25 protein-coding genes, 1 tRNA gene and 1 pseudogene are annotated in these 22,788 nt (G+C 64.6%); 18 read left to right on the forward strand and 9 right to left on the reverse strand.

Annotation, left to right across the window (positions count from 1 at the left end):
- Positions 1-5 precede the first annotated feature (5 nt).
- Positions 6-413: a DoxX family protein gene (locus G7077_RS09965; protein WP_166411567.1), complete on the forward strand. Its 408-nt coding sequence runs from the start codon at positions 6-8 to the stop codon at positions 411-413.
- 75 nt (positions 414-488) lie between these two features.
- Positions 489-731, forward strand: a complete 243-nt coding sequence (locus G7077_RS09970; RefSeq protein ID WP_166411568.1) for a DUF6582 domain-containing protein — start codon at positions 489-491, stop codon at positions 729-731.
- Here the strand turns inward: G7077_RS09970 and G7077_RS09975 are convergent.
- From G7077_RS09975 to G7077_RS09985, 3 genes are read right to left on the reverse strand one after another with little or no spacing between them, the layout of a single operon-like run.
- Positions 728-2,044 (reverse strand): dihydrolipoamide acetyltransferase family protein, encoded by a 1,317-nt coding sequence (locus tag G7077_RS09975; protein WP_166411569.1) that lies wholly within the window; start codon positions 2,042-2,044, stop codon positions 728-730. The two genes, G7077_RS09970 and G7077_RS09975, sit on opposite strands and share 4 nt — an antisense overlap.
- The gene (locus tag G7077_RS09980; RefSeq protein WP_166411570.1) at positions 2,044-3,057 is read right to left on the reverse strand and encodes an alpha-ketoacid dehydrogenase subunit beta; all 1,014 of its coding nucleotides are present in this window, start codon (positions 3,055-3,057) and stop codon (positions 2,044-2,046) included. Before G7077_RS09980 ends, G7077_RS09975 begins: the two co-directional genes overlap by 1 nt.
- Complete coding sequence (locus G7077_RS09985; protein WP_166411571.1) at positions 3,054-4,343, reverse strand: 3-methyl-2-oxobutanoate dehydrogenase (2-methylpropanoyl-transferring) subunit alpha; 1,290 nt, start codon at positions 4,341-4,343, stop codon at positions 3,054-3,056. The genes G7077_RS09980 and G7077_RS09985 overlap by 4 nt, the downstream gene beginning before the upstream one ends.
- Before the next feature lie 81 nt (positions 4,344-4,424).
- On the opposite strand from G7077_RS09985, the gene G7077_RS09990 reads away from it, so the two are divergent.
- From G7077_RS09990 to G7077_RS10010, 5 genes are all read left to right on the forward strand, one after another.
- Entirely contained in the window at positions 4,425-4,724 is a 300-nt protein-coding gene (locus G7077_RS09990; protein ID WP_166411572.1) for a DUF3297 family protein, read from the forward strand.
- 432 nt (positions 4,725-5,156) lie between these two features.
- On the forward strand, positions 5,157-5,294 hold the full coding sequence (locus G7077_RS09995; protein ID WP_166411573.1) for a hypothetical protein: 138 nt from the start codon (positions 5,157-5,159) through the stop codon (positions 5,292-5,294).
- A gap of 145 nt (positions 5,295-5,439) precedes the next feature.
- Complete coding sequence (locus tag G7077_RS10000) at positions 5,440-6,066, forward strand: PspA/IM30 family protein (RefSeq protein ID WP_246167542.1); 627 nt, start codon at positions 5,440-5,442, stop codon at positions 6,064-6,066.
- A 15-nt stretch (positions 6,067-6,081) separates the two neighbouring features.
- Positions 6,082-6,477, forward strand: a complete 396-nt coding sequence (locus tag G7077_RS10005) for a PspC domain-containing protein (RefSeq protein ID WP_166411574.1) — start codon at positions 6,082-6,084, stop codon at positions 6,475-6,477.
- Complete coding sequence (locus G7077_RS10010) at positions 6,474-6,707, forward strand: hypothetical protein (protein WP_425505277.1); 234 nt, start codon at positions 6,474-6,476, stop codon at positions 6,705-6,707. Before G7077_RS10005 ends, G7077_RS10010 begins: the two co-directional genes overlap by 4 nt.
- Positions 6,708-6,788: 81 nt before the next feature.
- Here the strand turns inward: G7077_RS10010 and G7077_RS10015 are convergent, their stop codons facing one another.
- Positions 6,789-8,879, reverse strand: coding sequence for a TonB-dependent receptor (locus G7077_RS10015; protein ID WP_246167144.1), 2,091 nt, complete (start codon positions 8,877-8,879; stop codon positions 6,789-6,791).
- Between the two features lie 145 nt (positions 8,880-9,024).
- Here G7077_RS10015 and G7077_RS10020 point away from each other — a divergent pair, with 145 nt between their 5' ends.
- Genes G7077_RS10020 through G7077_RS10030 form a run of 3 tightly spaced genes read left to right on the forward strand, consistent with a single transcriptional unit; the run spans position 9,025 to position 10,881 of the window.
- On the forward strand, positions 9,025-9,936 hold the full coding sequence (locus G7077_RS10020) for a cation diffusion facilitator family transporter (RefSeq protein ID WP_166411575.1): 912 nt from the start codon (positions 9,025-9,027) through the stop codon (positions 9,934-9,936).
- 20 nt (positions 9,937-9,956) lie between these two features.
- A complete protein-coding gene (xth, locus tag G7077_RS10025; protein ID WP_166412441.1) occupies positions 9,957-10,727 on the forward strand; it encodes an exodeoxyribonuclease III in 771 nt (256 codons plus the stop codon).
- A 13-nt stretch (positions 10,728-10,740) separates the two neighbouring features.
- Entirely contained in the window at positions 10,741-10,881 is a 141-nt protein-coding gene (locus G7077_RS10030; RefSeq protein ID WP_166411576.1) for a hypothetical protein, read from the forward strand.
- 1 nt (position 10,882) lies between these two features.
- Here the strand turns inward: G7077_RS10030 and G7077_RS10035 are convergent.
- Positions 10,883-10,957: transfer RNA gene (locus G7077_RS10035), tRNA-Thr, on the reverse strand.
- Positions 10,958-11,254: 297 nt separating this feature from the next.
- Between G7077_RS10035 and G7077_RS10040 the strand changes: the two genes are divergently transcribed.
- Together G7077_RS10040 and G7077_RS10045 are read left to right on the forward strand one after the other, a co-directional pair.
- A complete protein-coding gene (locus G7077_RS10040; protein WP_166411577.1) occupies positions 11,255-11,599 on the forward strand; it encodes a hypothetical protein in 345 nt (114 codons plus the stop codon).
- Complete coding sequence (locus tag G7077_RS10045) at positions 11,600-14,206, forward strand: M10 family metallopeptidase C-terminal domain-containing protein (protein ID WP_166411578.1); 2,607 nt, start codon at positions 11,600-11,602, stop codon at positions 14,204-14,206.
- Positions 14,207-14,241: 35 nt separating this feature from the next.
- Here G7077_RS10045 and G7077_RS10050 read toward each other — a convergent pair whose 3' ends face one another.
- Positions 14,242-15,096, reverse strand: coding sequence for a hypothetical protein (locus G7077_RS10050; RefSeq protein WP_166411579.1), 855 nt, complete (start codon positions 15,094-15,096; stop codon positions 14,242-14,244).
- Positions 15,097-15,213: 117 nt separating this feature from the next.
- Here G7077_RS10050 and G7077_RS10055 point away from each other — a divergent pair, with 117 nt between their 5' ends.
- Together G7077_RS10055 and G7077_RS10060 are read left to right on the forward strand one after the other, a co-directional pair.
- Complete coding sequence (locus G7077_RS10055; RefSeq protein ID WP_166411580.1) at positions 15,214-16,689, forward strand: hypothetical protein; 1,476 nt, start codon at positions 15,214-15,216, stop codon at positions 16,687-16,689.
- A complete protein-coding gene (locus tag G7077_RS10060) occupies positions 16,686-17,009 on the forward strand; it encodes a hypothetical protein (RefSeq protein WP_166411581.1) in 324 nt (107 codons plus the stop codon). The genes G7077_RS10055 and G7077_RS10060 overlap by 4 nt, the downstream gene beginning before the upstream one ends.
- A 3-nt stretch (positions 17,010-17,012) precedes the next feature.
- Here G7077_RS10060 and G7077_RS10065 read toward each other — a convergent pair whose 3' ends face one another.
- Entirely contained in the window at positions 17,013-18,326 is a 1,314-nt protein-coding gene (locus G7077_RS10065) for a mechanosensitive ion channel (RefSeq protein WP_166411582.1), read from the reverse strand.
- A 39-nt stretch (positions 18,327-18,365) separates the two neighbouring features.
- Positions 18,366-19,678 (reverse strand): annotated as a pseudogene (locus G7077_RS10070) (replication-associated recombination protein A).
- A gap of 125 nt (positions 19,679-19,803) precedes the next feature.
- Between G7077_RS10070 and G7077_RS10075 the strand changes: the two are divergent.
- A complete protein-coding gene (locus G7077_RS10075; RefSeq protein WP_246167145.1) occupies positions 19,804-20,391 on the forward strand; it encodes a PadR family transcriptional regulator in 588 nt (195 codons plus the stop codon).
- 1 nt (position 20,392) lies between these two features.
- On the opposite strand, the gene G7077_RS10080 is transcribed toward G7077_RS10075, so the two are convergent.
- Complete coding sequence (locus tag G7077_RS10080) at positions 20,393-21,562, reverse strand: glycosyltransferase family 4 protein (RefSeq protein ID WP_166411583.1); 1,170 nt, start codon at positions 21,560-21,562, stop codon at positions 20,393-20,395.
- Between the two features lie 55 nt (positions 21,563-21,617).
- Between G7077_RS10080 and G7077_RS10085 the strand changes: the two genes are divergently transcribed.
- The 3 genes from G7077_RS10085 to G7077_RS10095 are packed head-to-tail and all read left to right on the forward strand — an operon-like array spanning position 21,618 to position 22,765.
- Positions 21,618-22,130: a DNA-deoxyinosine glycosylase gene (locus G7077_RS10085; RefSeq protein ID WP_166411584.1), complete on the forward strand. Its 513-nt coding sequence runs from the start codon at positions 21,618-21,620 to the stop codon at positions 22,128-22,130.
- 20 nt (positions 22,131-22,150) lie between these two features.
- Positions 22,151-22,435 (forward strand): hypothetical protein, encoded by a 285-nt coding sequence (locus G7077_RS10090; RefSeq protein WP_166411585.1) that lies wholly within the window; start codon positions 22,151-22,153, stop codon positions 22,433-22,435.
- Between the two features lie 48 nt (positions 22,436-22,483).
- Positions 22,484-22,765 (forward strand): PilZ domain-containing protein, encoded by a 282-nt coding sequence (locus G7077_RS10095; protein WP_166411586.1) that lies wholly within the window; start codon positions 22,484-22,486, stop codon positions 22,763-22,765.
- The last annotated feature ends 23 nt before the right edge of the window (positions 22,766-22,788 follow it).

Genomic DNA, 22,788 nt, shown 5'->3' on the forward strand with positions numbered 1-22,788 from the left:
AATGAATGAACAACGATCGTCTAACTGCCTGGGCGCCGGCCATGCTCGGCGTCCTGCGCATCATGTCCGGACTTTTGTTCCTGGAGCACGGCACGCAAAAGTTCCTGTCCTTCCCGGCGGGTGAGTATGCCGGCATGGGCCTGACCTTCTCCAACCCGGGTGCCTATGCGGGCGTGATCGAGCTCATCACCGGGCTGTTGATTGCGATCGGTTTGTTCACACGCCCCGCGGCATTCCTTGCGTCGGGCACGATGGCCGCGGCCTACTTCATGGCCCACGCGCCGCAGAACTTTTTTCCGGTGAACAACGCTGGGGACGCAGCAATCCTGTACTGCTTCGTCTTTCTTTACTTCGTCTTCGCAGGCCCCGGCCGGTTCAGTATCGACGGTAGCCTTCGCGCCCGCCGGGCCTGAGGTAAGGGCGCGGGTCTCGGCCGCCGGGCTGAACCCGCGCCTGCCTCCAGCGTTTTCTCCTCAAAGGAGAATGCGATGACGGAACTTAGCGAAAAGCAGCGCGATGCGCTGGACGACGAGAAGTTCGCCTTTCCAAAAGAACGCAAGATGCCGATCGAGGATGCAAGTCACGTCCGCAATGCGGTGGCGCGCTTCAATCAGGTCGAAGGCGTTTCCGACGGCGAACGCGACGCAGCGTGGAAGCGGATCAAGGCCGCGGCGACGAAGCACGGCGTCGAGCTGAATGAGAGTAGCTGGCGCGAGCTTAAGTCGAACTAGGCGCTAAGCAGCCGAAGTGGGTTTTCGATCAGCGCCTTCATGGCCTGAAGAAAGCTCGCCGCGTCCCAGCCGTCGACGACGCGGTGGTCGCAGGACAGGGACAGGTTCATCCGCTTGCGAACCTCGATCTCGTCGCCCACCGGGACGAGCTTCTCCTCGATCTTGTTGACGGCGATGATTGCGACTTCCGGCCGGTTGATGACCGGCGTCGAGGTGATGCCGCCCATCGGCCCGAGGCTCGACAGGGTGATTGTCGAGCCCATCAGTTCGTCGCGTGTCGCCTTGCCGGTGCGCGCTGCCTCCGCGAGACGAACCGCTTCAGAAGCGATCTGCCATACGCTCATGCCTTGAGCATTGCGGATGACCGGCACCATCAGGCCGCCCGGAGTCTGCGTCGCCATGCCGAGGTGCACCGCGCCATGCCGCGTGACCACCATCCCCTCATCATCGAAGGTGGCATTGAGCATCGGCCAGTCGGCAATCGCCTTGCCCATGGCGGCAATCAGGAAGGGAAGCAGCGTCAGCTTCGGCTGGTCGCCTCTGTCCCGGTTCATCATCGCGCGCGTGTCTTCAAGCGCGGTGACGTCGAACTCCTCGACGAGTGTGAAGTGCGGAATCCGGCGCTTCGCCTCCGCCATATTCTCCGCGATCTTGCGGCGGAGGCCGACGACCTTGATCGCCTCGTCGGCACGGGCGGCCGAGCCCCGGCCGGAGACGCTGCCGCCATTGTAGAGCAGGTAAGTGTCCAAGTCGGAGTGGCGAATGCGGTCGCTATTGGTGCGGACGTGGGCAAGGTCGATGCCGAGGTCGCGGGCGCGCTGGCGAACAGCGGGAGAGGCGAGGACTTTTCCGTCAGTTGAACCCCCTACCTCGTTCGTCCCGAGCGAAGTCGAGGGGCGTTGCTTCATCGCCGGTGCTTCACGCACCTCGACTTCGCGCTTCGCGCTACGCTCGGCACGAACGGGTTCTAAGGTTGGCTCTACGTCAGTGGTTGGAAGCTCTTCCTCCATCGCTGCCGTGGGTTCCACCGCGCCATCGGCCAGCGGCACTTCCTCCGCCGCAGCCGCATCACCGCCCGTGTCCAGCACCACCAGCACCGACCCGATCGGCACCAGATCGCCGACCTCGCCCGCCAGCTCGACCACCGTGCCCGCGACCGGCGATTCCATCTCCACCGTCGCCTTGTCGGTCATCATGTCGGCAAGCTGCTGGTCTTCCTCGATCCGGTCGCCCACCTTCACGTGCCAGGCGACGATCTCCGCCTCCGCAATGCCCTCGCCGATGTCGGGGAGCTTGAATTCGTACCTAGCCATCAGGCCTCCAGCACTTTCTTGAGGGCCGTCCGCATGCGGATCGGGCCGGGGAAATAGATCCATTCGTAGGCGTGCGGGTAGGGCGTGTCCCAACCGGCAACGCGAACCACCGGCGCTTCGAGATGGTAGAAGCAGCGTTCCTGCACCAAGGCAGACAGCTCGGCGCCGAAGCCGCTGGTCCGCGTCGCCTCGTGCACGACCAAACAGCGGCCGGTCTTCTTCACGCTTTCCTCGATGGTCTCGATGTCGAGCGGAAGAAGGGTGCGCAGGTCGATCAGCTCGCCGTCGATGTCATTTTCTTCCAGCGCTGCCAGCGCGACGTGAACCATCGTGCCGTAGGCAAGGACCGTTACCGCCTCGCCGGGGCGGACGATTGCGGCCTTGCCCAGCGGCACGGTGTAGTAATCGTCCGGAACCTCGCTCGCCGGGTGCTTCGACCAGGGCGCCACCGGCTTGTCATGGTGGCCGTCGAAGGGGCCGTTGTAGATGCGCTTGGGCTCGAAGAAGACCACGGGGTCCGGATCTTCGATCGCCGCGAGCAGCAGGCCCTTGGCGTCGTAAGGGTTGGACGGAATCACCGTTCGGAGGCCGGACACGTGCGTGAACAGGCTTTCCGGCGATTGGCTGTGCGTCTGCCCGCCGTAAATGCCGCCGCCGTAGGGCGAGCGGATCACCAGCGGCATCGTCCACTCGCCCGCCGTGCGATAGCGCATGCGCGCCGCTTCGGACACGATCTGGTCATAGCCCGGATAGATGTAATCGGCGAACTGGATCTCGACGACCGGCTTCAGCCCATAAGCCGCCATGCCGATGGCGGTGCCAATGATGCCGTTCTCGCTGATCGGCGTGTCGAACACGCGGGTCTTGCCGAACTGTTGCTGCAGCCCGTGCGTGGCGCGGAAGACGCCACCGAAATAGCCGACGTCTTCGCCGGCGATGACGATACGGTCGTCCTGCTCCATCGCGCACTGGAGGCCATGGTTGATGGCCTGGATCATGTTGCGCGCGGTCATTCGACGTCGTGCCCGAGATATTCGCGCGCTTCGCCGAGCGCGAGCTCACGCTGCTCCTGAAGGTGCCAGGGCGTATGTTCGAACACGTCCTCGAACATCGAACCGATCCGGTCGAAGCCTTGTTGCGGGAGAACGCCGAAGCCTTCGGCCTCTTTTTGCAGCTTGCGGACCTCGGCGGAGATTTCCGCCTCCATGGCCGCGTGCCGTTCGTCGTCCCACTCGCTCAAGGCGACGAGGTGCGCCTTTAGCCGCGCGATCGGATCGCCAAGCGGCCATTGCTGCGCTTCGCCGGCAGGGCGATAGCCGGTCGGGTCGTCGGACGTGGAATGGCCTTCCGCGCGGTAGCTGAAATATTCGATCAACGTCGGCCCGAGGTTCAGCCTTGCCCGCTCCGCCGCCCAGTGGGTTGCCGCATAGACGGCGAGCGCGTCATTGCCGTCTACCCGTAGCGAAGCGATCCCATAGCCGACCGCCCGCTGGGCGAACGTCGCCCGCTCCGCCCCGGCGATCCCTGAGAAGGTCGAGATTGCCCACTGGTTGTTGACCACCGCAAGAATGACGGGCGCATTGTACACAGAGGCGAAGGTCAGTGCGGCGTGGAAGTCGCCTTCCGCCGTTGCGCCCTCGCCGGTCCAGGCCATTGCAATCCGGCTGTCGCCGCGGATCGCCGATGCCATCGCCCAGCCCACGGCCTGCGGATATTGCGTCCCGAGGTTGCCGGAGATGGAGAAGAAGCCGTGGCGCCTGTCGCTGTACATGATCGGCAGCTGGCGGCCGTGCAGCGGGTCTTCGGCATTCGAGTAGATCTGGCACATCATCTGCGCCATCGGGTAACCCCGCGCGATCAGCAGACCCTGCTGGCGGTAGGTCGGGAAATGCATGTCGTCGAAATCGGTGGCATGCGCCGCGGCGATGGCGATCGCCTCCTCGCCCGTACACTTCATGTAGAAGCTGGTTTTGCCCTGACGCTGGGCACGATACATGCGGTCGTCGAAGATACGCACGGTAACCATGTTGCGTAGCATGGTCCGCAGCACGTCGGGACTAAGCTTCGGGTCCCAGGGCCCAACCGCGCGATTGTCTTCGTCCAGCACGCGCACCAGTTGCAGCGCCAACGGATGCGTGTCCGTGGGCGACGCTGCGACATCGGGCCTCGGCGTCGAACCTGCCGAGGGAATGACCATTCCGGAAAAGTCGGGCGTGTCGCCTGGCCGGAACGGCGGTTCGGGTACGTGCAAACTCAAAACAGGTCGGTTGGACCGATCGGTGGAGATACGGTCGTTCATATGCACGGCTTAGTCGTGCCGGAAGACGGCGGCAACAGCCGTGCGTTGACCTTGCCGCGCCGGTCGCGCTAGGCGCCGCGCATGGCCGACCCGCAAGACACATTCCCCGACCGCCTCTCGCTCGACCCGCGCAGCCCGCACTTCAACCAAGACGTGCTGAGCCGCGGGGTCGGGATCAAGTTCAACGGTCAGGAAAAGACCAACGTCGAGGAATATTGCATCTCAGAAGGATGGATCCGGGTCGCGGCCGGCAAAAGCCGCGACCGTTACGGCAATCCGATGACCGTGAAGCTCAAAGGCACGGTCGAGCCTTACTTTGAAACGTCGCCCGTTGCCGAGCCTGACGCTCAGCGCGACGAGGGTGTCGCCGACGAGGGGTAAGCTGGCCTTGCGCGGCGACGCTCGCGCAACTTGTTGACTCCCCACAATACCGCGGCACCCGCAGCCAGCGGGCCAAGCCCGCGACGGGCCAACGCTGCCGCGCCATAGCCCAGAATGGCACCCCTGGCGCCGCTGTTACGCCCGGCAACTTTCTCGCCGAGCCATGCGCCTGCAATCTTTCCAAGCATTTTCGAGTCCTTGTCCCAAGTGGCTTTCAACGGAGTCAAAGGACGAAGCGTGCGAGAGTTCCGGTGCAGGCGGCCATGCGGGTTGGGATTTCTCGCCAAACCCGTGTGGCAATTCCCACCATCCAACCTGAAAATTCTCCCAAGCCAAGCAGAAACCGCAGTTTTCAGCGTTTGGCACAACCCTTGAATAGAAAGGGACATCCCCGCCGATCGGAAAGCGGCGGGCCAAAAGGGAGAAGTTGAAATGTCCGGTCAGTCCAAGATCATGACCACGTTGATCGCGGCTCTGGGTAGCTTGCTGCTGAGCAGCGTCACTGTCGCCGCGGCCGTCGGCCCGGCCCATGTCGTCGCGAACGGTGCGGAAGTCACCACCTATGCGTGACATGGACATCATCGAGGCACAGGTTCCGGCGCGGCGGCTGATCGTTCAGCCGGCCACCGCCGACCTGCCCCGCCCGCTGGCGGCATTGTCCAATTGGTTTTCCGGCCCGGTCTTCTCCCGCACCCGCGACATCGTTGCGGCCAACATGACGGAGATGCTGGATCGGTCCGAGGACCCGGCGCGGATGATCCGCATGATCATCCTCGAGATGGAAGAAACCCTTGTGGAGGTCCGGGCGTCGGCGGCACGGCTGATCGCGGACAGCAAGGATTTGCAGCGTCAGCTCGTGCGGCTCGACCAGCTCCAGGCGAACTGGACGGACAAGGCCGAGCTTGCGCTCAGCAAGGGCCGCGAAGACCTTGCCAAGGCGGCACTGACCGAAAGGCAGAGCGCCGAGGACATGGCCGCGGAACTCCGAGCCGAAATGGCCGGCCTGGACGAGACGCTCAAAGGCTATGAGGCGGACATCGCCAAACTTCAGGGCAAGCTCCGCGAGGCGCGGGCCCGGCAGAACAGCATTGCCAACCGCTACGAAAGTGCGGTCGCTAGGGCCAAGGCGCGCGAGGCGACCTACGGCATGCGCACCGAAGAGGCGTTCAGCCGCTTCGAACTGCTCGAACGCCGCGCCGACTTCGCCGAGGGCCGCGCCGACGCGCTCGGCCTGACGGGACCGAAGAGCCTGGAAGAAGAGATTGCCGAGCTGAAGGCCGCAGAGAAGGTCGACGCGGAGCTGGAAGCACTCAAGGCCGCGCTTGCCGCGCGCACGAATTAGGAAAGGGGAAGGACCATGGTCCGCAATCGTTACCGCTACTCACTCGACCGCCGCGACGCCAAGATCGCCGGTGTTTGCGCCGCTGTCGGCGACAAGCTGGGCATCGATCCGACCTTTGTTCGCGTCGGCTTCGTCGCCGTGCCTTTGTTGACGCCGATGACCTTCGTGCAGGCGCTGATAATTTACGCCGTCGTCGGCGTGATCATGGCGGTCCAGAACGGCGGAACGAAGTCGCGCACCAAGGACAGCGAATTCGACCAGATGGACCTGTTCAGCCGCCGTCCCTCCGTTCACGCGATGCGCACGGAGCTGGACGAAACCGACCGTCGCCGGATGGCGATCGACCACCACTTGTCGAAGCAGAATGACGAGCTGGCGCGCGAAATCGAAGCGCTGCGGGAGGACAAGTGATGGAACCGCTGTCGATGGGCGTACTGGTCGCCGGCCTTATCGCGGGCCTCGGCACCGCAAGTTGGGCTGCTCTCAAGGGCTGGCAGGGTTGGCTTGAGCTGAAGCGGCTCGAGCTTAGCCAAGGGTGCAACGCCCCGCCGCCGCCGGTCAGCAGCGGGCGGATCGAGTTGGCGGATCTTCGCGAACGGGTCCGCAAGCTGGAAGCGATCGCCGCCGGGATCGACCTTTAGATTCAATAAGCCTTTTCGCCGGACGACCCTCAGTCCGGTGGAACAGCGGCCCGGCCTTCCCGTTGGCCGGGCCGCATTTTCTTACAAATGCAGTGTCGCGCTTAGCCGAACATCGCGGCCCGCCAGCGGAGCATAATCCTTCAGCAAGCTTGCGTGCCGCCGCGCGACCACGTCGAAGATGTTGTTGGCGGCGAGCGAGAGCGTCAATCCCAGGTTGTCGGGAAGCGGGTGCCAGTCGACCGACGCGTTCACCAGAGTGTAGGCCGGCGTTTCCGTTTCGAGGTCGGCATTGCGGTTCTGGCGAAACGCATGCTCCGCCTCCAGCCGGCCGTCGAAGCTACCGATCGTTCCCTTCAAGGCGCCGATCATGCGGAGCGGCGGGATTTGCGGGGCGGGACCATAGCCGCGGATGGTGGCGCGGGTGGCATCCGCGACCAGTTCCCCGTCCCAGTCGATCCCGAGCGCCTTGCCGAGATGGGCATTCGCCTCTAGCTCGAAGCCATAATATTTCGCGCGGCCCTGCCGATAGGAATAGACGGGAAGAACTTCTTCGACGCTGCCGGTTGGGGCCTGGTAGATGAAGTTGGCGAAGCGGCTGAAGTAGAGCGTCCCTGTAAACTTCACCGGGCCTTCGCTGCGCCGCAGACTCGCTTCCGCCGACAGGCTGCGTTCGGGATCGAGGTCCGGGTCGCCGACCTCGAAGGCCTGGGTGCCGGCATGCGGGCCATTGGCGAACAGCTCGTCGATCGACGGCGCGCGCGCGCTTCGCGAAAGGGTCAGGCCGGCGCGCCAGTCCGATCCGAGGTCGTAGGAGCCGCCGGCCGACAGCGACAAGGTGCGGAAGCGGCGGCTTTGCTCGGGCGTGCCGAGCAGATCATCCTGATCTGCCGACAGGCGGCTGAACTCCAACCGTGCGCCGCCCTCCAGGCGAACCGGCCCACTGATCAGCGTCTGCATGGTGAACAGACCGAGCTGCTTCTGCCGGCTGTCCGGCAGGAACTTCTCATCACCGCGAATGCGGACGTTGCGGCCGAGATATTGAACCCCGCTGGTTCCGCCCCAACCGCCGCGTTCGTTCTGCACCAGCTCGGCGCGGCCTTCACCGCCCTTGCTGAAGAAACTCGTGCCGATAGCGCCGTCTTCCTCCAGCTCGTCGTGCCGGTAATTGGCGTAGCCGCCGCGTAGGCGCACCTGGCGGAAGGCGCCGGACAGCGGCACTTCGGCGCGCATGTCATAGCGGGTTTGCTCGACGTCGATGCGCGGCGCTTCGGCTTCCACCGCGGGGTTGAGCGAGAAGCGGATCGGAACGCCGTAAAGGGCGGTGTGGCGCGTGACCGACGCGCCGATGTTGAGCGGACCGTCGACATAAGCGACTCCGCCCGCCAGCTCCTTGGCTTCGGCGGCGGTGTTGGGCAGCCGTCCGCGCAGGGCGGCGAGATCGCGCACCTCTTCGAACGGGCTCGCCGCCGCTTGCTCCCGCAACCCGCGGGAGAGGAGGTAACCGCCCGTTCGCTGGTCGTCGCTCTTCGACCAATTGCCGTCGACATGGCCGACCCAGTGACTGCCGAGAGCAACGCTGGTCGCGATGTTGGCCGAGCGTTCCTTAGCCGCCGTTCCGTACGTCAGCAGCGCGTCGACGTCATAGCCGCCCTCCGGCTCGCGGCGCGGGATTCGGGTGTCGATGACGTTGACGACTCCGCCGATCGCCGAGGACCCGAACAGCAGTGCAGACGGGCCGCGGAGCACCTCGATCCGCTCGGCGGTGAGCGGATTGATTGCAGGCGCATGGTCGGCGCTCGATGACGAGACGTCCAGACTACCGATGCCGTCTGTCAGAACGCGGATCCGGTCGCCCGACAGGCCGCGAATGATTGGCCGCGATGCGGTCGGCCCGAAACTGGTCGCGGAAAGACCCGGCTGCCGCGCCAATGTCTCACCGATGCTGGGCCGAACTTCGCGCGCCAGATCGGCGCGGTCGATCACTGACACACCCCCGAGCACGTCGCCCGCCGGACGGCGGATGCCGGTGACGACGATCTGGTCGTCCGCATGGTCGTGGTGAGGCTGACGTGCGGCGGTATCGCCGTCCTGGGCGTGCGGCGGAGCGGCGAAGGCTGGGGCGAGGGGAAGGGCGGCTAGACCGCCGGCGATCAGCAAACAACGATGGTTCAACGAAGGACTCCGATACTTCGTCCGAGCCGCTAGAGGCAATGATATAATGTCGCAAGCTTGAAACGGCAGGCCGTTCGTCGGCTTCGATGGGCGGCTAGTGCGACGCGGCTTGCCGCTGCGTGAACATGCTCTAGGCTCACCGGAGATGAGCGGCTCTCACAGTCACGATCATGATCATGGGCATGGCCATAGCCATGCACCGGCCGATTTCGGCCGCGCCTTCGCAATCGGCATCGCGCTGAACCTCGCCTTCGTGGTGATTGAAACGGTGTACGGCTTCTTGGCCGATTCCGTCGCTCTCGTGGCCGATGCCGGTCACAATCTCTCGGACGTGCTGGGCCTGATCGTCGCCTGGGCTGGCGCAACCATGGCCCGGCGCGAGCGGTCGGCGCGATTCACGTTCGGCTGGAAAAAGGCGTCCATCCTGGCCGCCCTCGTCAATTCGCTGTTTCTGATCCTGGCTGTCGGCGCCATCGCGGCGGAGGCGGTTCGCCGCCTGTTCGAACCGGCGACACCGGACGGACCGACGGTGATGGCGGTCGCCGCCGTCGGCATCCTGGTCAACGGCATCACCGCCTTGCTGTTCGCGCGGGGCCGCACGCACGACATCAACGTTCGCGCCGCCTTTCAGCACATGCTGGCGGACGCGGGCGTTTCCGCGGCGGTGGTCTTTTCCGGCGCCCTGATCCTTTGGACCGGTCAGCAGTGGGTGGATCCGGTGATGAGCCTCGCGATCGCCGTCGTCATCCTGTGGGGCAGCATCGGGCTCCTCAAGGAATCGGTCTGGATGTCGCTGGCGGGCGTGCCGTCGGGCATAGAGATCGACGAGGTGGAGGACGCACTCGAACAGCTCGAAGGCGTTCGGGGTGTCCACCACCTGCACATCTGGCCGTTGAGCACGACGGAGACGGCACTCACCGCCCATCTGATCGTTCCCGCCGGACACTCCGACCGTCTTCTCGAGCAGGCCCGAACCATGCTGCACGACCGCTTCCACATCGATCATTCGACCATCCAGGTCGAACGCGGTGCGGACGCCGACTGCGACGATTGCTGACGATGGCGAACCCCGGGCGCCTGAAAGTCGCAAGCTACAACATCAACGGCATCAACACCCGGCTCGACATCCTGCTGCGCTGGCTTGAGGAGTCCGCGCCAGATGTTGTTTGCCTTCAGGAACTGAAGGCGCCCGACGACAAATTCCCCAAGGCAGCGATCGAGGACGCGGGTTATGCCAGCCTCTGGCATGGCCAGAAAAGCTGGAACGGAGTCGCGATCCTCAGCAGGGTCGGCGAGCCGGTCGAGACTCGCCGAGGGCTTCCCGACGATCCCGATGCTACCCAAAGCCGCTACCTCGAAGCGGCGGTGTGCGGAGTCCTGGTCGGTTGTCTCTACCTTCCCAACGGCAATCCATGGCCCGGTCCCAAGTTCGACTACAAACTAGCCTGGATGGATCGGCTCCATGCCCATGCGCAGACGCTGCTAGACAGCCAGGTTCCGGCGATCCTCATCGGCGACTACAATGTCATTCCGACGGACGAGGACGTCTACAAGCCCGAACGATGGGCGAAGGACGCACTTTTCTCACCGCCGGCAAAGGAGAAGTTCGCCGAGCTGGTCTCGCAGGGCTGGACCGACGCCCTCCTCGCGAAAAACCCGGACCACCCCTTCACCTTCTGGCCTTACTGGCGGCAAAGCTTTGAGCGCGACGCCGGCATCCGCATCGACCATGCGTTGCTTAGCCCTAGCCTGGCGCCCAAGCTGAAGGCCGCGGGAGTGGAACGCACCCCGCGCGGCTGGGAAAAGACCAGCGACCACGCCCCGGTGTGGGTCGAACTGGCGCTATAAGGGAGTCACGCCGATGCTGGCAGGGATCGTCCGAGCGGCGCTGGTGGCGATGATGGGCTGGGTGGTGATCCGCGCCTGGCTCGACCCGAGCAAGCGCGACCGGACTCCGCCGACCGGCGGCCCCGACACGGGACCGGACGGTTTCGACTGGTAGCTGGTGCCGGCTGAGGGATTTGAACCCCCGACCTTCGGTTTACAAAACCGCTGCACTACCACTGTGCTAAGCCGGCTCGGCGGCGCTAATGCGTCAGGCCGCGCGCAAGGTCCATCCTTTTGAGCGTTGAAGGATGCTTGGCCGATCATCCGCAAGCCTCGAATGTGCATCGCGCCTGCGCGCCGAGCTAGCTGCCGACAGCCGTAATCCAGTCGGAAATGGCGCTTAGTCATTGAGAGTTAATAATTTTTGTGGTCTTGTCCGCAGGTCGGACGGCGTGTTGGGGAGGTGCGACGTGTCTATAAGCGTTTCGCTGGCCCCTGCGCTCGCCTCTTTGTTGATGATCGGGAGCGGTGCTGCGATGGAGCCAAGAGTGCAGGCCGCCGAACCTCGTTGCGTGGTGAACGCGGGGCAGAAAGTGGCCCTCGATCCTGCGCTGGCAACCTCGATCTGCCGTGAGATCGGTCGGGCCATGGAGCCTGGCACCTCGGCCCAATCCATCGATGTGCAGGTGCGGCGTTCGCACTTGCGCGCCCAGGTCCTGCTGATCGACGGGACGCGGCTGCCGGACATCGGATTTTCGGTGTCGGATGCGGCGCTTTCCGAGCAGTCGATCAGGGACTTTGCCGAGCATGTGGCGGGCACGGTCAAGAGTGCGGTTGTTTCACGCGGGTCCGGACGGTCCGCTGCTAATTCTGTGAACTCGGAGGTCAGGTAAGTGGTGGACGTTCCTGGAGATGGCTCGACGACGAGCACGATCGGCATCGGCGACACGGTGGCCGGCACGATCGAAACTGCGGGCGACCACGACTGGTACCGCATTACCCTGACCGCCGGGCAGCGGATCGAGGTCCAAATGACGATTGCGGGCGGGACCCCGATGGAGGATCCTTTTCTGCGCATCCGCGATTCCTCCGGTCAGGAATTGGCATCGAACGACGATGGCGGCGACGGCAGGAGCGCCCGCATCGGGTTCGAAGCGACCCGTTCCGGCACCTATTACATCGATGCCTCGGCTTGGGAGCCAGACAGCCCCACGCCCGGCTATACTGGAACCGGCACATATCAGTTGGCCGTCAAGAATTATGTCGCCCCCAGCGCCTGGAACAACGATCAGATTTCCAATCAGCTGACCAGCGGGTATTGGGAAGGCGACGCGCACCATTTCAACGTCACGCAGGGCGGCAGCTTGACCGTCGACCTGCAGGGTCTCGGGTCCAACGCCCAGGTCCTGGCCCGCGAAGCGCTCGGCCTTTGGGGCGACACCATCGGTGTTACTTTCCGCGAGGTATCCGGCGGAGCGCAGATCACGTTCGATGATAATGACGAGGGAGCGTCGACGTCGGACCAGTGGAACGGGGGGATCATCTCTTCGGCCAAGATCAACGTCGCTTCGGATTGGGCGCCGAACTCGGGCAGCGGTCTGAACAGCTACCTATTCCAAACCTTCATCCACGAAATCGGTCATGCGCTGGGCCTCGGGCATGCCGGCGATTACAATGAAGAAGCCAAATATCCGTTCGATGCGTCCTACTCGAACGACGGCTGGCCGATCACCGTCATGTCCTATTTCAGCCAGGGCGAAAGCAGCTATTATTCCAGCCGCAACTTCTCCGGCGTCTATGTCGTGACGCCCATGGTTGCCGACGTCATGGGCATGGCAACCTTGTACGGGCTGTCCACCACGACCCGCACCGGCAACACCGTCTACGGGATCGCCAACTCGGCATACGGCACCATGGCCGACCGGCAGGTATATGACGCAGCGCGGTTTCCGAACGTCGCCGTCACGGTGTTCGACAGCGGCGGTACCGACACGCTCAATTATGCCAGTTTCAGCTCGAGCCAGCGCATCGATCTCAATCCGGAGGCATTCTCCAACGTTGCGGGCCTGACAGGCAATCTCAGCATCGCGCGCGGTGTTACGATCGAGAATGCCATTGGCGGAAGCGGCGGCGACTCCTTGATCGGCAATGGCGCCGGGAACCTGCTGGTCGGCAACGGCGGCGCCGACAATATCCAGGGCAATGACGGTGACGACGTCCTCACTGGCGGAAGCGGAAGCGATACCCTTTCCGGCGGCGGGGGTGCGGACGTCTTTGCCGACAGCCGCGGCAACCTCAACGGCGACACGATCACCGACTTCCTCGTCGGCGACCGTCTCCGTTTTACCGACGCGACATCCGGAAGCTTCACTTACTCTCTGTCCGGTTCGGTCCTGACGTTTACCGGCGGCACGCTTACGTTCAGCAATTCGGTGTCGGGCACCCTCCTTTCGGAGGCAGCAAGCGGCGGCGGCGTCGATCTCTACTTCTCCGGAGCATCTTCTCCGGGCACGGGCACGGGGTCGGGTACGGGTACGGGTACCGGAACTGGCACAGGCGCTGGAACGGGAACCGGCTCCACCATCTCGGGTTCGGGCGGGGCCGATCACCTGGTCGGAACGTCGTTGGGTGACACCCTTCGCGGGTTTGATGGCGACGACAGGATCTCGGGCGGTGCCGGCGCGGACGTGCTGGACGGCGGCAATGGCGGCGACTTCATTTCGGCGGATGCGGAGAACAGCTTCGACAATCTGCGCGAAGTCGACCAGATCTTCGGTGGCGCCGGGAACGACATGATCTTTTCCGGCTACGGCGACATCGTCGACGGCGGCGCCGGGTTCGATACGATCGGCCTGTCCTATGTCGGCGCAACCGCCGGCATCGATGGTGACACGCGCGTGTTGCATGCCGGCCAGGCGCTGGTCGCCGGTGCCGGCACCTTCCAGAATGTGGAGCGCTTCAGCGACATCGCGCTGACGGCCTACAACGACCGGATGGTGATCGGCGACCAGCACGACCCGGCTGTGGTGCGGTCCTGGGATGGCGATGACTATCTGATCGGGCAGGAAGTCAGCATCACCATGTACGGCGGCAACGGCAACGACATGCTGGTCGGAAGTACGTCGGGCGATGTTCTGTATGGAGAAACCGGCAACGACACGCTGATGGGGTATCTGGGGAGTGACGAGCTGTGGGGCGGTTCGGGCGCCGACCGGTTCATGGTGACGCGCCTCAACACGACGGCTCGCATCGGGGACTTCGAGCGTGGATCGGACAAGCTCGACGTGTCCAGCCTTGACGCGAACAGCGGGGCAGGCGGTGACCAGGCTTTCGCCTTCATCGGCTCCGCGAACTTCTCGGGTTCGGCGGGCGAGCTGCGCTACTTCGGAAGCGGTGCCGGCTACAGCGTCGAAGGCGACGTCAACGGAGACCGCGTTGCCGACTTCCTCATCACCCTGGGCTCGGTTGCCAATGTCAGCGCTTCAGACTTCATGCTGTAGCGGAGCACGGGGCTGCGCTTCGTGGTAGCTCGGGCCTAGAGAATACCGAACGTCCAGCCCTCGCTGCGCGCAATCTTGGGTGTGAGGCCGGTGGGCCGGAAGGCGCGCGGCTCAGCTTGCGCCAGCGCGCGCATGCCGGCGGCGGTGACGAGCGCGTCGGTTTGGTGATCGTCGGGGTTGAAGCTCAACCGCGTGGGCTTGCTGCCGAGACCTTTAAGCGCACGATTGAGGTCGACTTTGGTCCGGAGCTTCGTCCCGCTCATGCCGGCGCGGCGGAGATAGATGCGCGTGTAGATTTCGACGACGGCGCTGCCGTGATCGGGAAGCGCGTCCATCGGCCAGATTGCGACTTCGCCGTCCAGTCGCCGGAGCAACCGCATCCCTGAAAAACTCGCCTTCGCCACCTGCGCCGCGCCGATTGCGTCATAGGCGCTGGCGGTCTTGCGTCCGCCCTGCGCGTTCAATCGCATGTCGCATTGGCGAAAGCGAACGAAGTCGCCTTTCACCCCGTCGGCTATGCCGAAGTAGAAGTGGCGCCGGTGAACCCGCTCCAGGAAGCTTGCGGCGCCGAGGTCATCGTCGGTGCAGCGATCATCGACATAGGCCCAGAACTCCCGGGCGGTCCGCGGCACACCAGGTTCGCCGATCAGATATTCGCCGCGCTCCACGATCGGCGGCGCGAAGCTGAAGTCGAACCCGAACAATGTGGGCTCCTTGGCCGCGCGTTGCAGCAGCCAGTTCAGCACCTCTTCGCGCGACCAGACATGCCCGGGTCGGATCAAGCGAGGCGCCGCGTCGCCACGTGCTTCTGCAATGGCTATGCCCTTGTGCCGCCGGCCCTTGGCTCCGGACCAATCGATGGCAACGAACGAGGTGAATTGCGGCACCATGTGGCGGCGGACTAGCGGTCGGCCGAATTCCAATCCATCGAATTGACACCCGCAGTTGCGAAACTTGCAATCGCCTCAGTTTCGGTATCTCATCCATGGGCTCGGGGAGATTTTCGGATGATGAAGCGGGCTTGGCTGATGTGCGCGGCGGCTGCCTTGAGCATGCCTGCGGAGGCGCAGCTGTCGGCGCCGGTGAAGAATGGCGATACGACGATCACGGTCACCGGCACCCGGCAGCGCCAGCCCGGCGAACCCAAGATCGAGATGAGCAGCTGGCGGATGGCGGAAACGCCGCATGTCGTGGTGTTCAGCCAGGGCGATGAGAAGCTACTCGTCAATGCGGCGTCCAAGCTGGAGAAGCTCCACTTCCTCCTGACGGCGCTGACCGGCCGTGTTGGCGACCCCGACGACACGATCAAGATCGCGGTAACGATGATCGACGATGCCGGCGGGTTCGAGCAGCTTCGGCTGACGGACTCGCGTTGGCAGTACGGGCCCTACGTCCCGCAGTTCACGAAAACGGTCTACTATGACCCGCGCGAGGAAGGTCCGGTGCTGGCCTCGACCAATGCGGGCGTGAACCTGATCATTAGACCCTCTGAAGGTAAGCCGACGAGTCGCAATTGTGTTGCAGGCGAAGGCGACCAGTCATTGCAGAGCGTCAGCTTCGCTCCGTCGATCGATCCGACCACGGGGGCAGAGGATTGGAGCGGCATTGCCGGGCAACTTCCCCGCAACGAAATCGCATTCTGCCTGCCGGCCGAGTCCCGCCTCTACTCGGGCTTCGCGCAAAACTACCTGATGACCTATTTTCCGGCGGCCTACCCCCGCTGGTACCTTCAGGGGTTCGGCGAGATGTTCGCGACGATGCTCGCGAAGGACGATTACGTCGAATATGGCCATGTCCCCGTCGGTTTCTGGCGGGTGATGGAGGAGTTTCACGACTTCCCCGTCGCCCAGCTGCTCGATGGCCGGTACTTAAACACCAAGAGATCGTGGACGCCCTATCATGCGTGGCGCATTGCCCACATGCTCTACTTCTCCGAGGAGTGGAAACCCAAGCTGAAGGCCTATCTCGCCGCCCTTGCGCGCGGCGAGGATCAGAAAAGCGCTGCCGCCTTGCTGGGCGATTCGGGGGAGCTGCAGCGCGCAGTCAACAACTACCGCGGGCGCAAGATGCAGCATGAGCGGTTGACCTTCCCCGCCGGCCAGATCCCGGAACCCTCGGTGCGGCGCCTGACCCGCGCCGAGGCTGGCCTGGTCCGCGGACGGTTGGAGCTGGTGCCTCGCATCGAGCTTCCGGAAGGGGATACGGCGCGCGCCTACGCAGCCCGACAGCGCGATGCCTGGCTGAACCAGCTGCGCACAAACGCGCAACGCTTCCCGGCGCTGATCGAAAATCACCTGCTGCTTGCCGAGGCCGAATGCCGCTCCGGTAACGCCGCGGAGTGCCTTGCGTCCGCCGACCGTGCTTTGGCGATGACCTCCGACGAGCCCTCGGCGTTGGTGTGGAAGGGCTCGGCGATGACCCAGCTGGCGGTACGTGGACCGGCCCCCAACGCGCCGCGCGGCTCAAGGAAGCACGCGGGGTGATCGCGCGTGCCAACCGGCTCAACCCCGACGGCATCCTGCCGCTGATCGCTTACTACAACAGCTTCGCACTGGCCGGGGAAGCCGCGCCCGACGTGGCGGTGGACGGCCTGTTCAAGATCGTCGCAAGCTCCCCCGCCGCGCCGAAGCCGCGGCTGATGCTGGGCAAGGAACTGGTCGATCGGGATCTCGATCGCGAAGCGCGCAAGACCCTGCTCCCGGTCGCAAGAGGACCGTTCGACAGCCCTGAGAAGGCCCCCTCCGCCGCCCTTCTCCGCAAGACGGGGAAGGACGGCGAACGAGCGGGCAAAGGCGGGAACTAAGCCTCAGACCAAAGGCGGCTGGCTGTCGTCCGCGGTTGGGCGGGGCGCCGGCGGGATACGCTTTGGCGGCGCAGGCGGGGCAGGCGGCGGCGTGTCGTCGACGTAGCGCTCCAGCACCCGCGCGGCGGCATCGCGCCCGCCCAAGCCGAACGCCAGCGCCGTGGCAACTGCTGCCGAGCCGAGGATCAGTCCGAACGCCATCTGCACGATCGCATCGGCAAGTCCCATGAAGGTGAGGCCGATGGCGGTGAACAAGGCGATGATCGCATATTTGACCATCGTCTGGGCATAGCCGCCCTCGCCGGTGCCGCTTCCGACCAGGCCGGAGATGACGCGTGCGAGGAAGATGCCGACAACGATGATCAGCGTGCCGAAGATCACCTTGCCGCCAAGCTCCGTCACCTGCGCCAGGAAGATGGCAACCGTCCCGCCGCCGAGCTGCTTCGCCGCTTCGATTGAGGCGATGAGCACGATGGCGACCAGTGCGATGTTGGCGACCACGCGCGACGGCGTTGTGCTTGCCGGAACGATGCCGGTGGAGCGGATCGCCTGGTCGAAGCCGGTCGGTGGAAGGATCGCCTCGATGATCGACTTGACGAATTTGGCGAGGATGAAGGCGATGCCGATCCAAAGCGCCGCGCTGAGGATACGCGGGATGGCGCCAAGCACCTGGTTCAGCATGTTGATCGCCGGGCCGGAGATCGCCTCGATGCCCAGCACCTGAAGGGCGGCGATGGCGACTGGGATTATGATCAATGCAAACACCAGAATGCCGGCGGCACGCGCAAGGCTCGTGCGGGTCGCGCCAGGCGTGGTGCCGGGCGGAACCGCGGCCGGGTCCGTGCGGACCGTGCCTTCCGTGCTGCCGATCCCGGCGCGGGCAAGCAGCCCATCGACATTGGCGGCGGCCAGCAGGGTCTGCACTAGCTGGCGAACGATGCGCGCGACGATCAGGCCGATGAAGAAGATCAGCCCGGCGCCGATCAGCCGCGGCAGGAAGTTGAAGATGTCCATGGTCAGCGCGTTGATCGGTTGCAGGATCTGGCCGATGCCGAGAAATTGCAGCGCGGCCATGATGCCGACCAGCCAGACGATCAGCTTGGCGACCGTGCCGATCTGGTGACCTACCGTCTCATGCTGGTTGCCCGGCGTATGCTTTTGCAGCGCGGGGGTCCGGGAGATGGTCTTCTGGAGCCCCCATTTCACCGCCCGGGCGACCAGCCAGGTCGCGACCAGGATCAGGGCGGCGATCAGGACGCGCGGTCCCCACTCCATTACCTGGCTCTGCCAGTAAACTCGCTGCGTATCGTCGTACATCGCATCCGTTCCCTGTTTCCCGTGTCGCATCCAACCCGATCAGTCGGGCTTTGTTTCCTTTTCCGCCCGGAGGCGGTCCCAGTAGGCCAGCCGCTCCGCCACTTTGGCCTCGAACCCACGGCCGGACGGCTCGTAAAAGCGTTGAGGGGTCATGTCGTCGGGCCAATAATTCTGTCCGGAGAAACCCTCGTCCGTGTCGTGGTCGTAGGCGTATCCCTTGCCATATCCCGCATCCTTCATCAGCCGCGTCGGCGCGTTGAGGATGTGGGCGGGGGCATCAGCGAACCTGTTTCCTTGGCGCTCCGCCATGCCGCTTTCTGCGCCGCGTAGACGGCGTTCGATTTGGGGGCGGTCGCCAAATAGAGACAGGCTTGCGCGATCGCCAGTTCGCCCTCGGGCGAGCCCAGGAAATCGTAGGTATCCTTGGCCGCGATGCATTGGACCAGCGCCTGCGGGTCGGCGAGGCCGATGTCCTCCACGGCTGCCCGCGTCAGCCGGCGAAGCAAAAACAAGGGTTCCTCGCCGGCGGTGAGCATGCGTGCGAGATAGTAGAGCGCTGCTTGCGGATCAGACCCGCGGATCGATTTATGGAGTGCGGAGATGAGGTTGTAATGGCCCTCCCGATCCTTGTCGTAGACCGCGACCCGCCGCTGCAGAAGCTCGGCAAGCGCACCAGGCCCGAGTGGTTCGGGCGGAGCGATGTCGAACAGGGTTTCCACCTGATTGAGCAGGAAGCGGCCATCGCCGTCGGCGCTGGCGATCAGCGCCGCTCGGGCATCGTCGGTCAGCGGCAGGGGTGCACCGAGTTCGGCTTCGGCCTTCTCGATCAGCCGGCCGAGCGCGGCTTCGTCAAGACGTCGGAGGATCAGCACCTGGCATCGGGACAGCAGCGCGGCGTTCAGTTCGAAGCTGGGGTTCTCGGTGGTGGCACCGACCAGGGTGACGGTGCCGTTTTCGACAAAGGGCAGGAAGCCGTCCTGCTGCGCCCGGTTGAAGCGGTGGATTTCGTCAACGAACAGCAGGGTCCGCCGCGGCGATGCAGCAGCCTCGGCGAATACCTTCTTCAGGTCCGCAACGCCGGAGAAGACCGCGGAGATGGCGACGAAGCGCATGCCGACCGCATCGGCGAGAAGGCGGGCGATGCTGGTCTTGCCAGTGCCGGGCGGACCCCACAGGATCATCGACGACAATTTGCCGGCCGCCACCATTCGGCCGATCGCGCCGTCGGGCCCGACTACATGGTCTTGTCCGACCACGTCGGCGAGCGACGCGGGACGTATGCGGTCGGCGAGCGGGGCGGTGTCGTCGGGCGCTGCCGGTGTGGTCTGCGGATCTCCGAACAGGTCGGCCATGCGGTCCCTCTAGAAGTCACAAAGACAAATTGCACACAGGCACTTGCACTGATGGCTCTCAGATATATCTTAGAGGCATCGAAAGGATCTTCATGCACCATCATCAATGCCATGGACGCGGGCACATGCGTCATCACCGCCGCCATCTGGAGGCTCTCGCCGGCATGGTCGCCATGCGCGGGCGTCACCGTGGGTTTGGAGGCTTCGACTTCGACCCCTTCGCCGAACGTGGCGGCCGCGCGGGCAACCGGCGCCGCATGTTCGAAGGCGGCGAGCTGCGGCTCGTCCTCCTGAAGCTGATCGCGGACGAGCCGCGCCACGGCTACGACCTCATCCGCGCCATCGAGGAATTGACGGGCGGCCGCTATGCGCCCAGCCCCGGCGTCGTCTATCCGACGCTGACCATGCTTCAGGACATGGGCCTGATCGAGGAAGCGGCGGCCGAGGGCTCGCGCAAACCGTTTCAGGTCACCGCCGAGGGCCGGGCCCATCTTGCGGAGAATGCGGAGGAGGTCGAGCGGCTGCTTGCCCGCCTTGCCGAACTAGCGCCGGGCGAACGCCACGCGGGAGGACCGCCGGTTCGACGCGCCGTCCGAAATTTGATGACTGCCTTGGGCGAGCGTGTCGCCCGCGACGGGGTCGACGACGAATTGCTGCACGAGATCGCGGCCATCCTCGACGAGGCCGCGCAGCGAATCGAACGGGCGAAGTAGCCTAGCGGCCCTTTACCCGTTCCAGCCGCGCGCGCTTGCGGATGACCCGGTCATAGACCCGCAGCACGGCCGAGTTGATCGTGTCCCAGTCACGGACCGAGGCGAGCTTCAGGCCCGCCTCGCCATGGCGGGCCCGAAGTTCGGGTTCCCGCGCATAGGCTTCAAGCGCTTCGGCCATCGCCTCCGTGTCCCCCGGCTCGACCAGGATGCCATTTTCGTTATCCTTGACGAGGCTCGTCGTCCCGGTCGCTGCTGCGGCGATGACCGGCAAGCCGCAGGCCATTGCCTCCAGAGTGACGTTGCCGAACGTCTCGGTGATCGAGGGGTTGAGCAAAACGTCGGCGCTGGCGAGCGCGCGGGCAAGATCGTCCTTCACCTGCTCGCCGAGAAAGATGGCTTCGGGCAGCTGCTGCTGCATCCAGGGACGGGCGGGGCCTTCGCCGATGACGAGCACGCGGTGCGGAACGCCGCGATCCGCAAGGGTTCGAACCGCGGCCGTGAACACGTCCAGGCCCTTTTCCATGACGATCCGGCCAAGAAAGCCGACCACGAACTCCTCATCCGCAACGCCGAGGCCGCGCCGCCAGGCGAGGTCGCGGCGGCCGGGGTTGAACTGCGCATGGTCGATCCCGCGCGACCAGATCGCGATATCCTTGTTCATCCGCTGCGCACGAAGCACCGCCGCCATGGACTCCGCCGGTGCGAGCAGGGCGTCGCAGCGGCCGTAGAAGCGCCGCATGATGGCACGCACCGTCGGCTCGAATGCCTCCAGGTGATAATATTCGAGGTAGGTATCGAAGCGGGTGTGGACCGAACCGACGGTCGCAATGCCGCGACGCCGCGCCCAGGTCAGCGCCCGATGCGATGCGATGTCGGGGCTGCACACCTGCACGATGTTCGGGTCGAACTCCTGAACATCCCGGCGAATTCGGCCCGGCAGTCCAAGCGCCAGGCGGTACTCGGGCCGGAATGGAATGGCGACGGACGGGACGCTGATCAGGTCGCCGGTCGGCTCGAAAGCCGGTTCGGGCACTGTCGGCGCATAGACTCGCACCTGGGCGCCCACCTTCAAGAGATAGCCGACAAGCCGGTTGAGCGACTGGTTGGCACCGTCGCGCACATAGTTGTAATTGCCCGAAAAGAGGGCGATCCGGAGCTCGGTCGGGTCCACCGCCCAGCCCTTAAAGGAGCAGGCTGCAAAGGCAAATGAGGGCATCGCTTGCTTTATGTTGAAGATCGGCCTTCCGCCCGTCGCGCCCAATGACGCGACCTTGTTCATCCTGGGAAGCCTTCCCGGCGATGCCTCGCTCGCGGCGCAGCGTTATTATGCGCACCCCACCAATCAATTCTGGCGCTTGCTGGGCAGCGCGCTCGACGAGCCGCTTGCGGACCTGGACTACCAGCAGCGGCTTGAACGTCTTGCCGGGCGGCAGGTTGGCTTGTGGGACGTGATCGCGTCGGCGCGCCGTCCAGGCAGCCTTGATCAGGCGATCCGCGATCCCGAGCATAACGCGTTGGAGACGCTGCTGGATCGCTTCCCCCAGGTTCGTGCCGTTGCCTTCAATGGCACTGCGGCAGCCAAGGCGGGCTTGCCGATGCTTGAGGGCAGGACGTCGGGGCTGCACCTGATCACGCTGCCATCGTCCAGCGCTGCCAACACGGCCACCTTCGCCGCCAAGTCATTGGCGTGGGCCGAGTTGAGCCGCTGGGCTGGAGCAAAGCGGTTGCACGAAGCGTAGAGCCGTGCAGGATGACATTCATGACAGCAGACGAGGAAACCCAAGAGAGCGACAAGCAATTGTCGATGGTCGACGAAGCTTTGGTCGCGGGCACGATCGCGAACACCAACGGCCTCCTGGTGATCCTTGCCAAGCTGGTGGCCAAGGGCGTGTTCGACCGCAACGACCTGACCGCCTTTTCGGATAGCTATTCCAAGCCGCTCGACCATGTCGGCATGCGGGAGAATGAGCTGGTCAGCCAGATGCAGGACCAGATGGAATCGACCCTTGCGGAACTGATGCGCTTTCTCAGCGAACGGAGCTGAACAGCCCTATTCAACATTCGGTTACGTTTAGCCGTTATGCCGACCCGAATGGCGACGCGTGTTGCACTGGATATGCGGCGGGAGCCGGGCTGGGTCGGGCGTGAGGAACGCCTGCCCGTACAGCTCAACGGTTACGCGCGCCGCGCCGACGATCAGGTCTTTCCGGTCGTGATCCACGACTTGTCGTGCGATGGCTGCCGGATCGAATGCACCGATCGCATCCTGGAGATCGGCGAATGGCTGAGCCTCGATGTTGCCGGCCTTCAGAGCTTCCGCGCACAGGTACGCTGGTCGTTGCTTGGAAGCGCGGGAATCCGCTTCGAAGACTGACAGTTCCGCTGCCGGAACAGGAG

This window comes from Sphingomonas piscis (assembly GCF_011300455.1).
GTDB classification, from domain to species: Bacteria; Pseudomonadota; Alphaproteobacteria; order Sphingomonadales; family Sphingomonadaceae; genus Sphingomicrobium; species Sphingomicrobium piscis.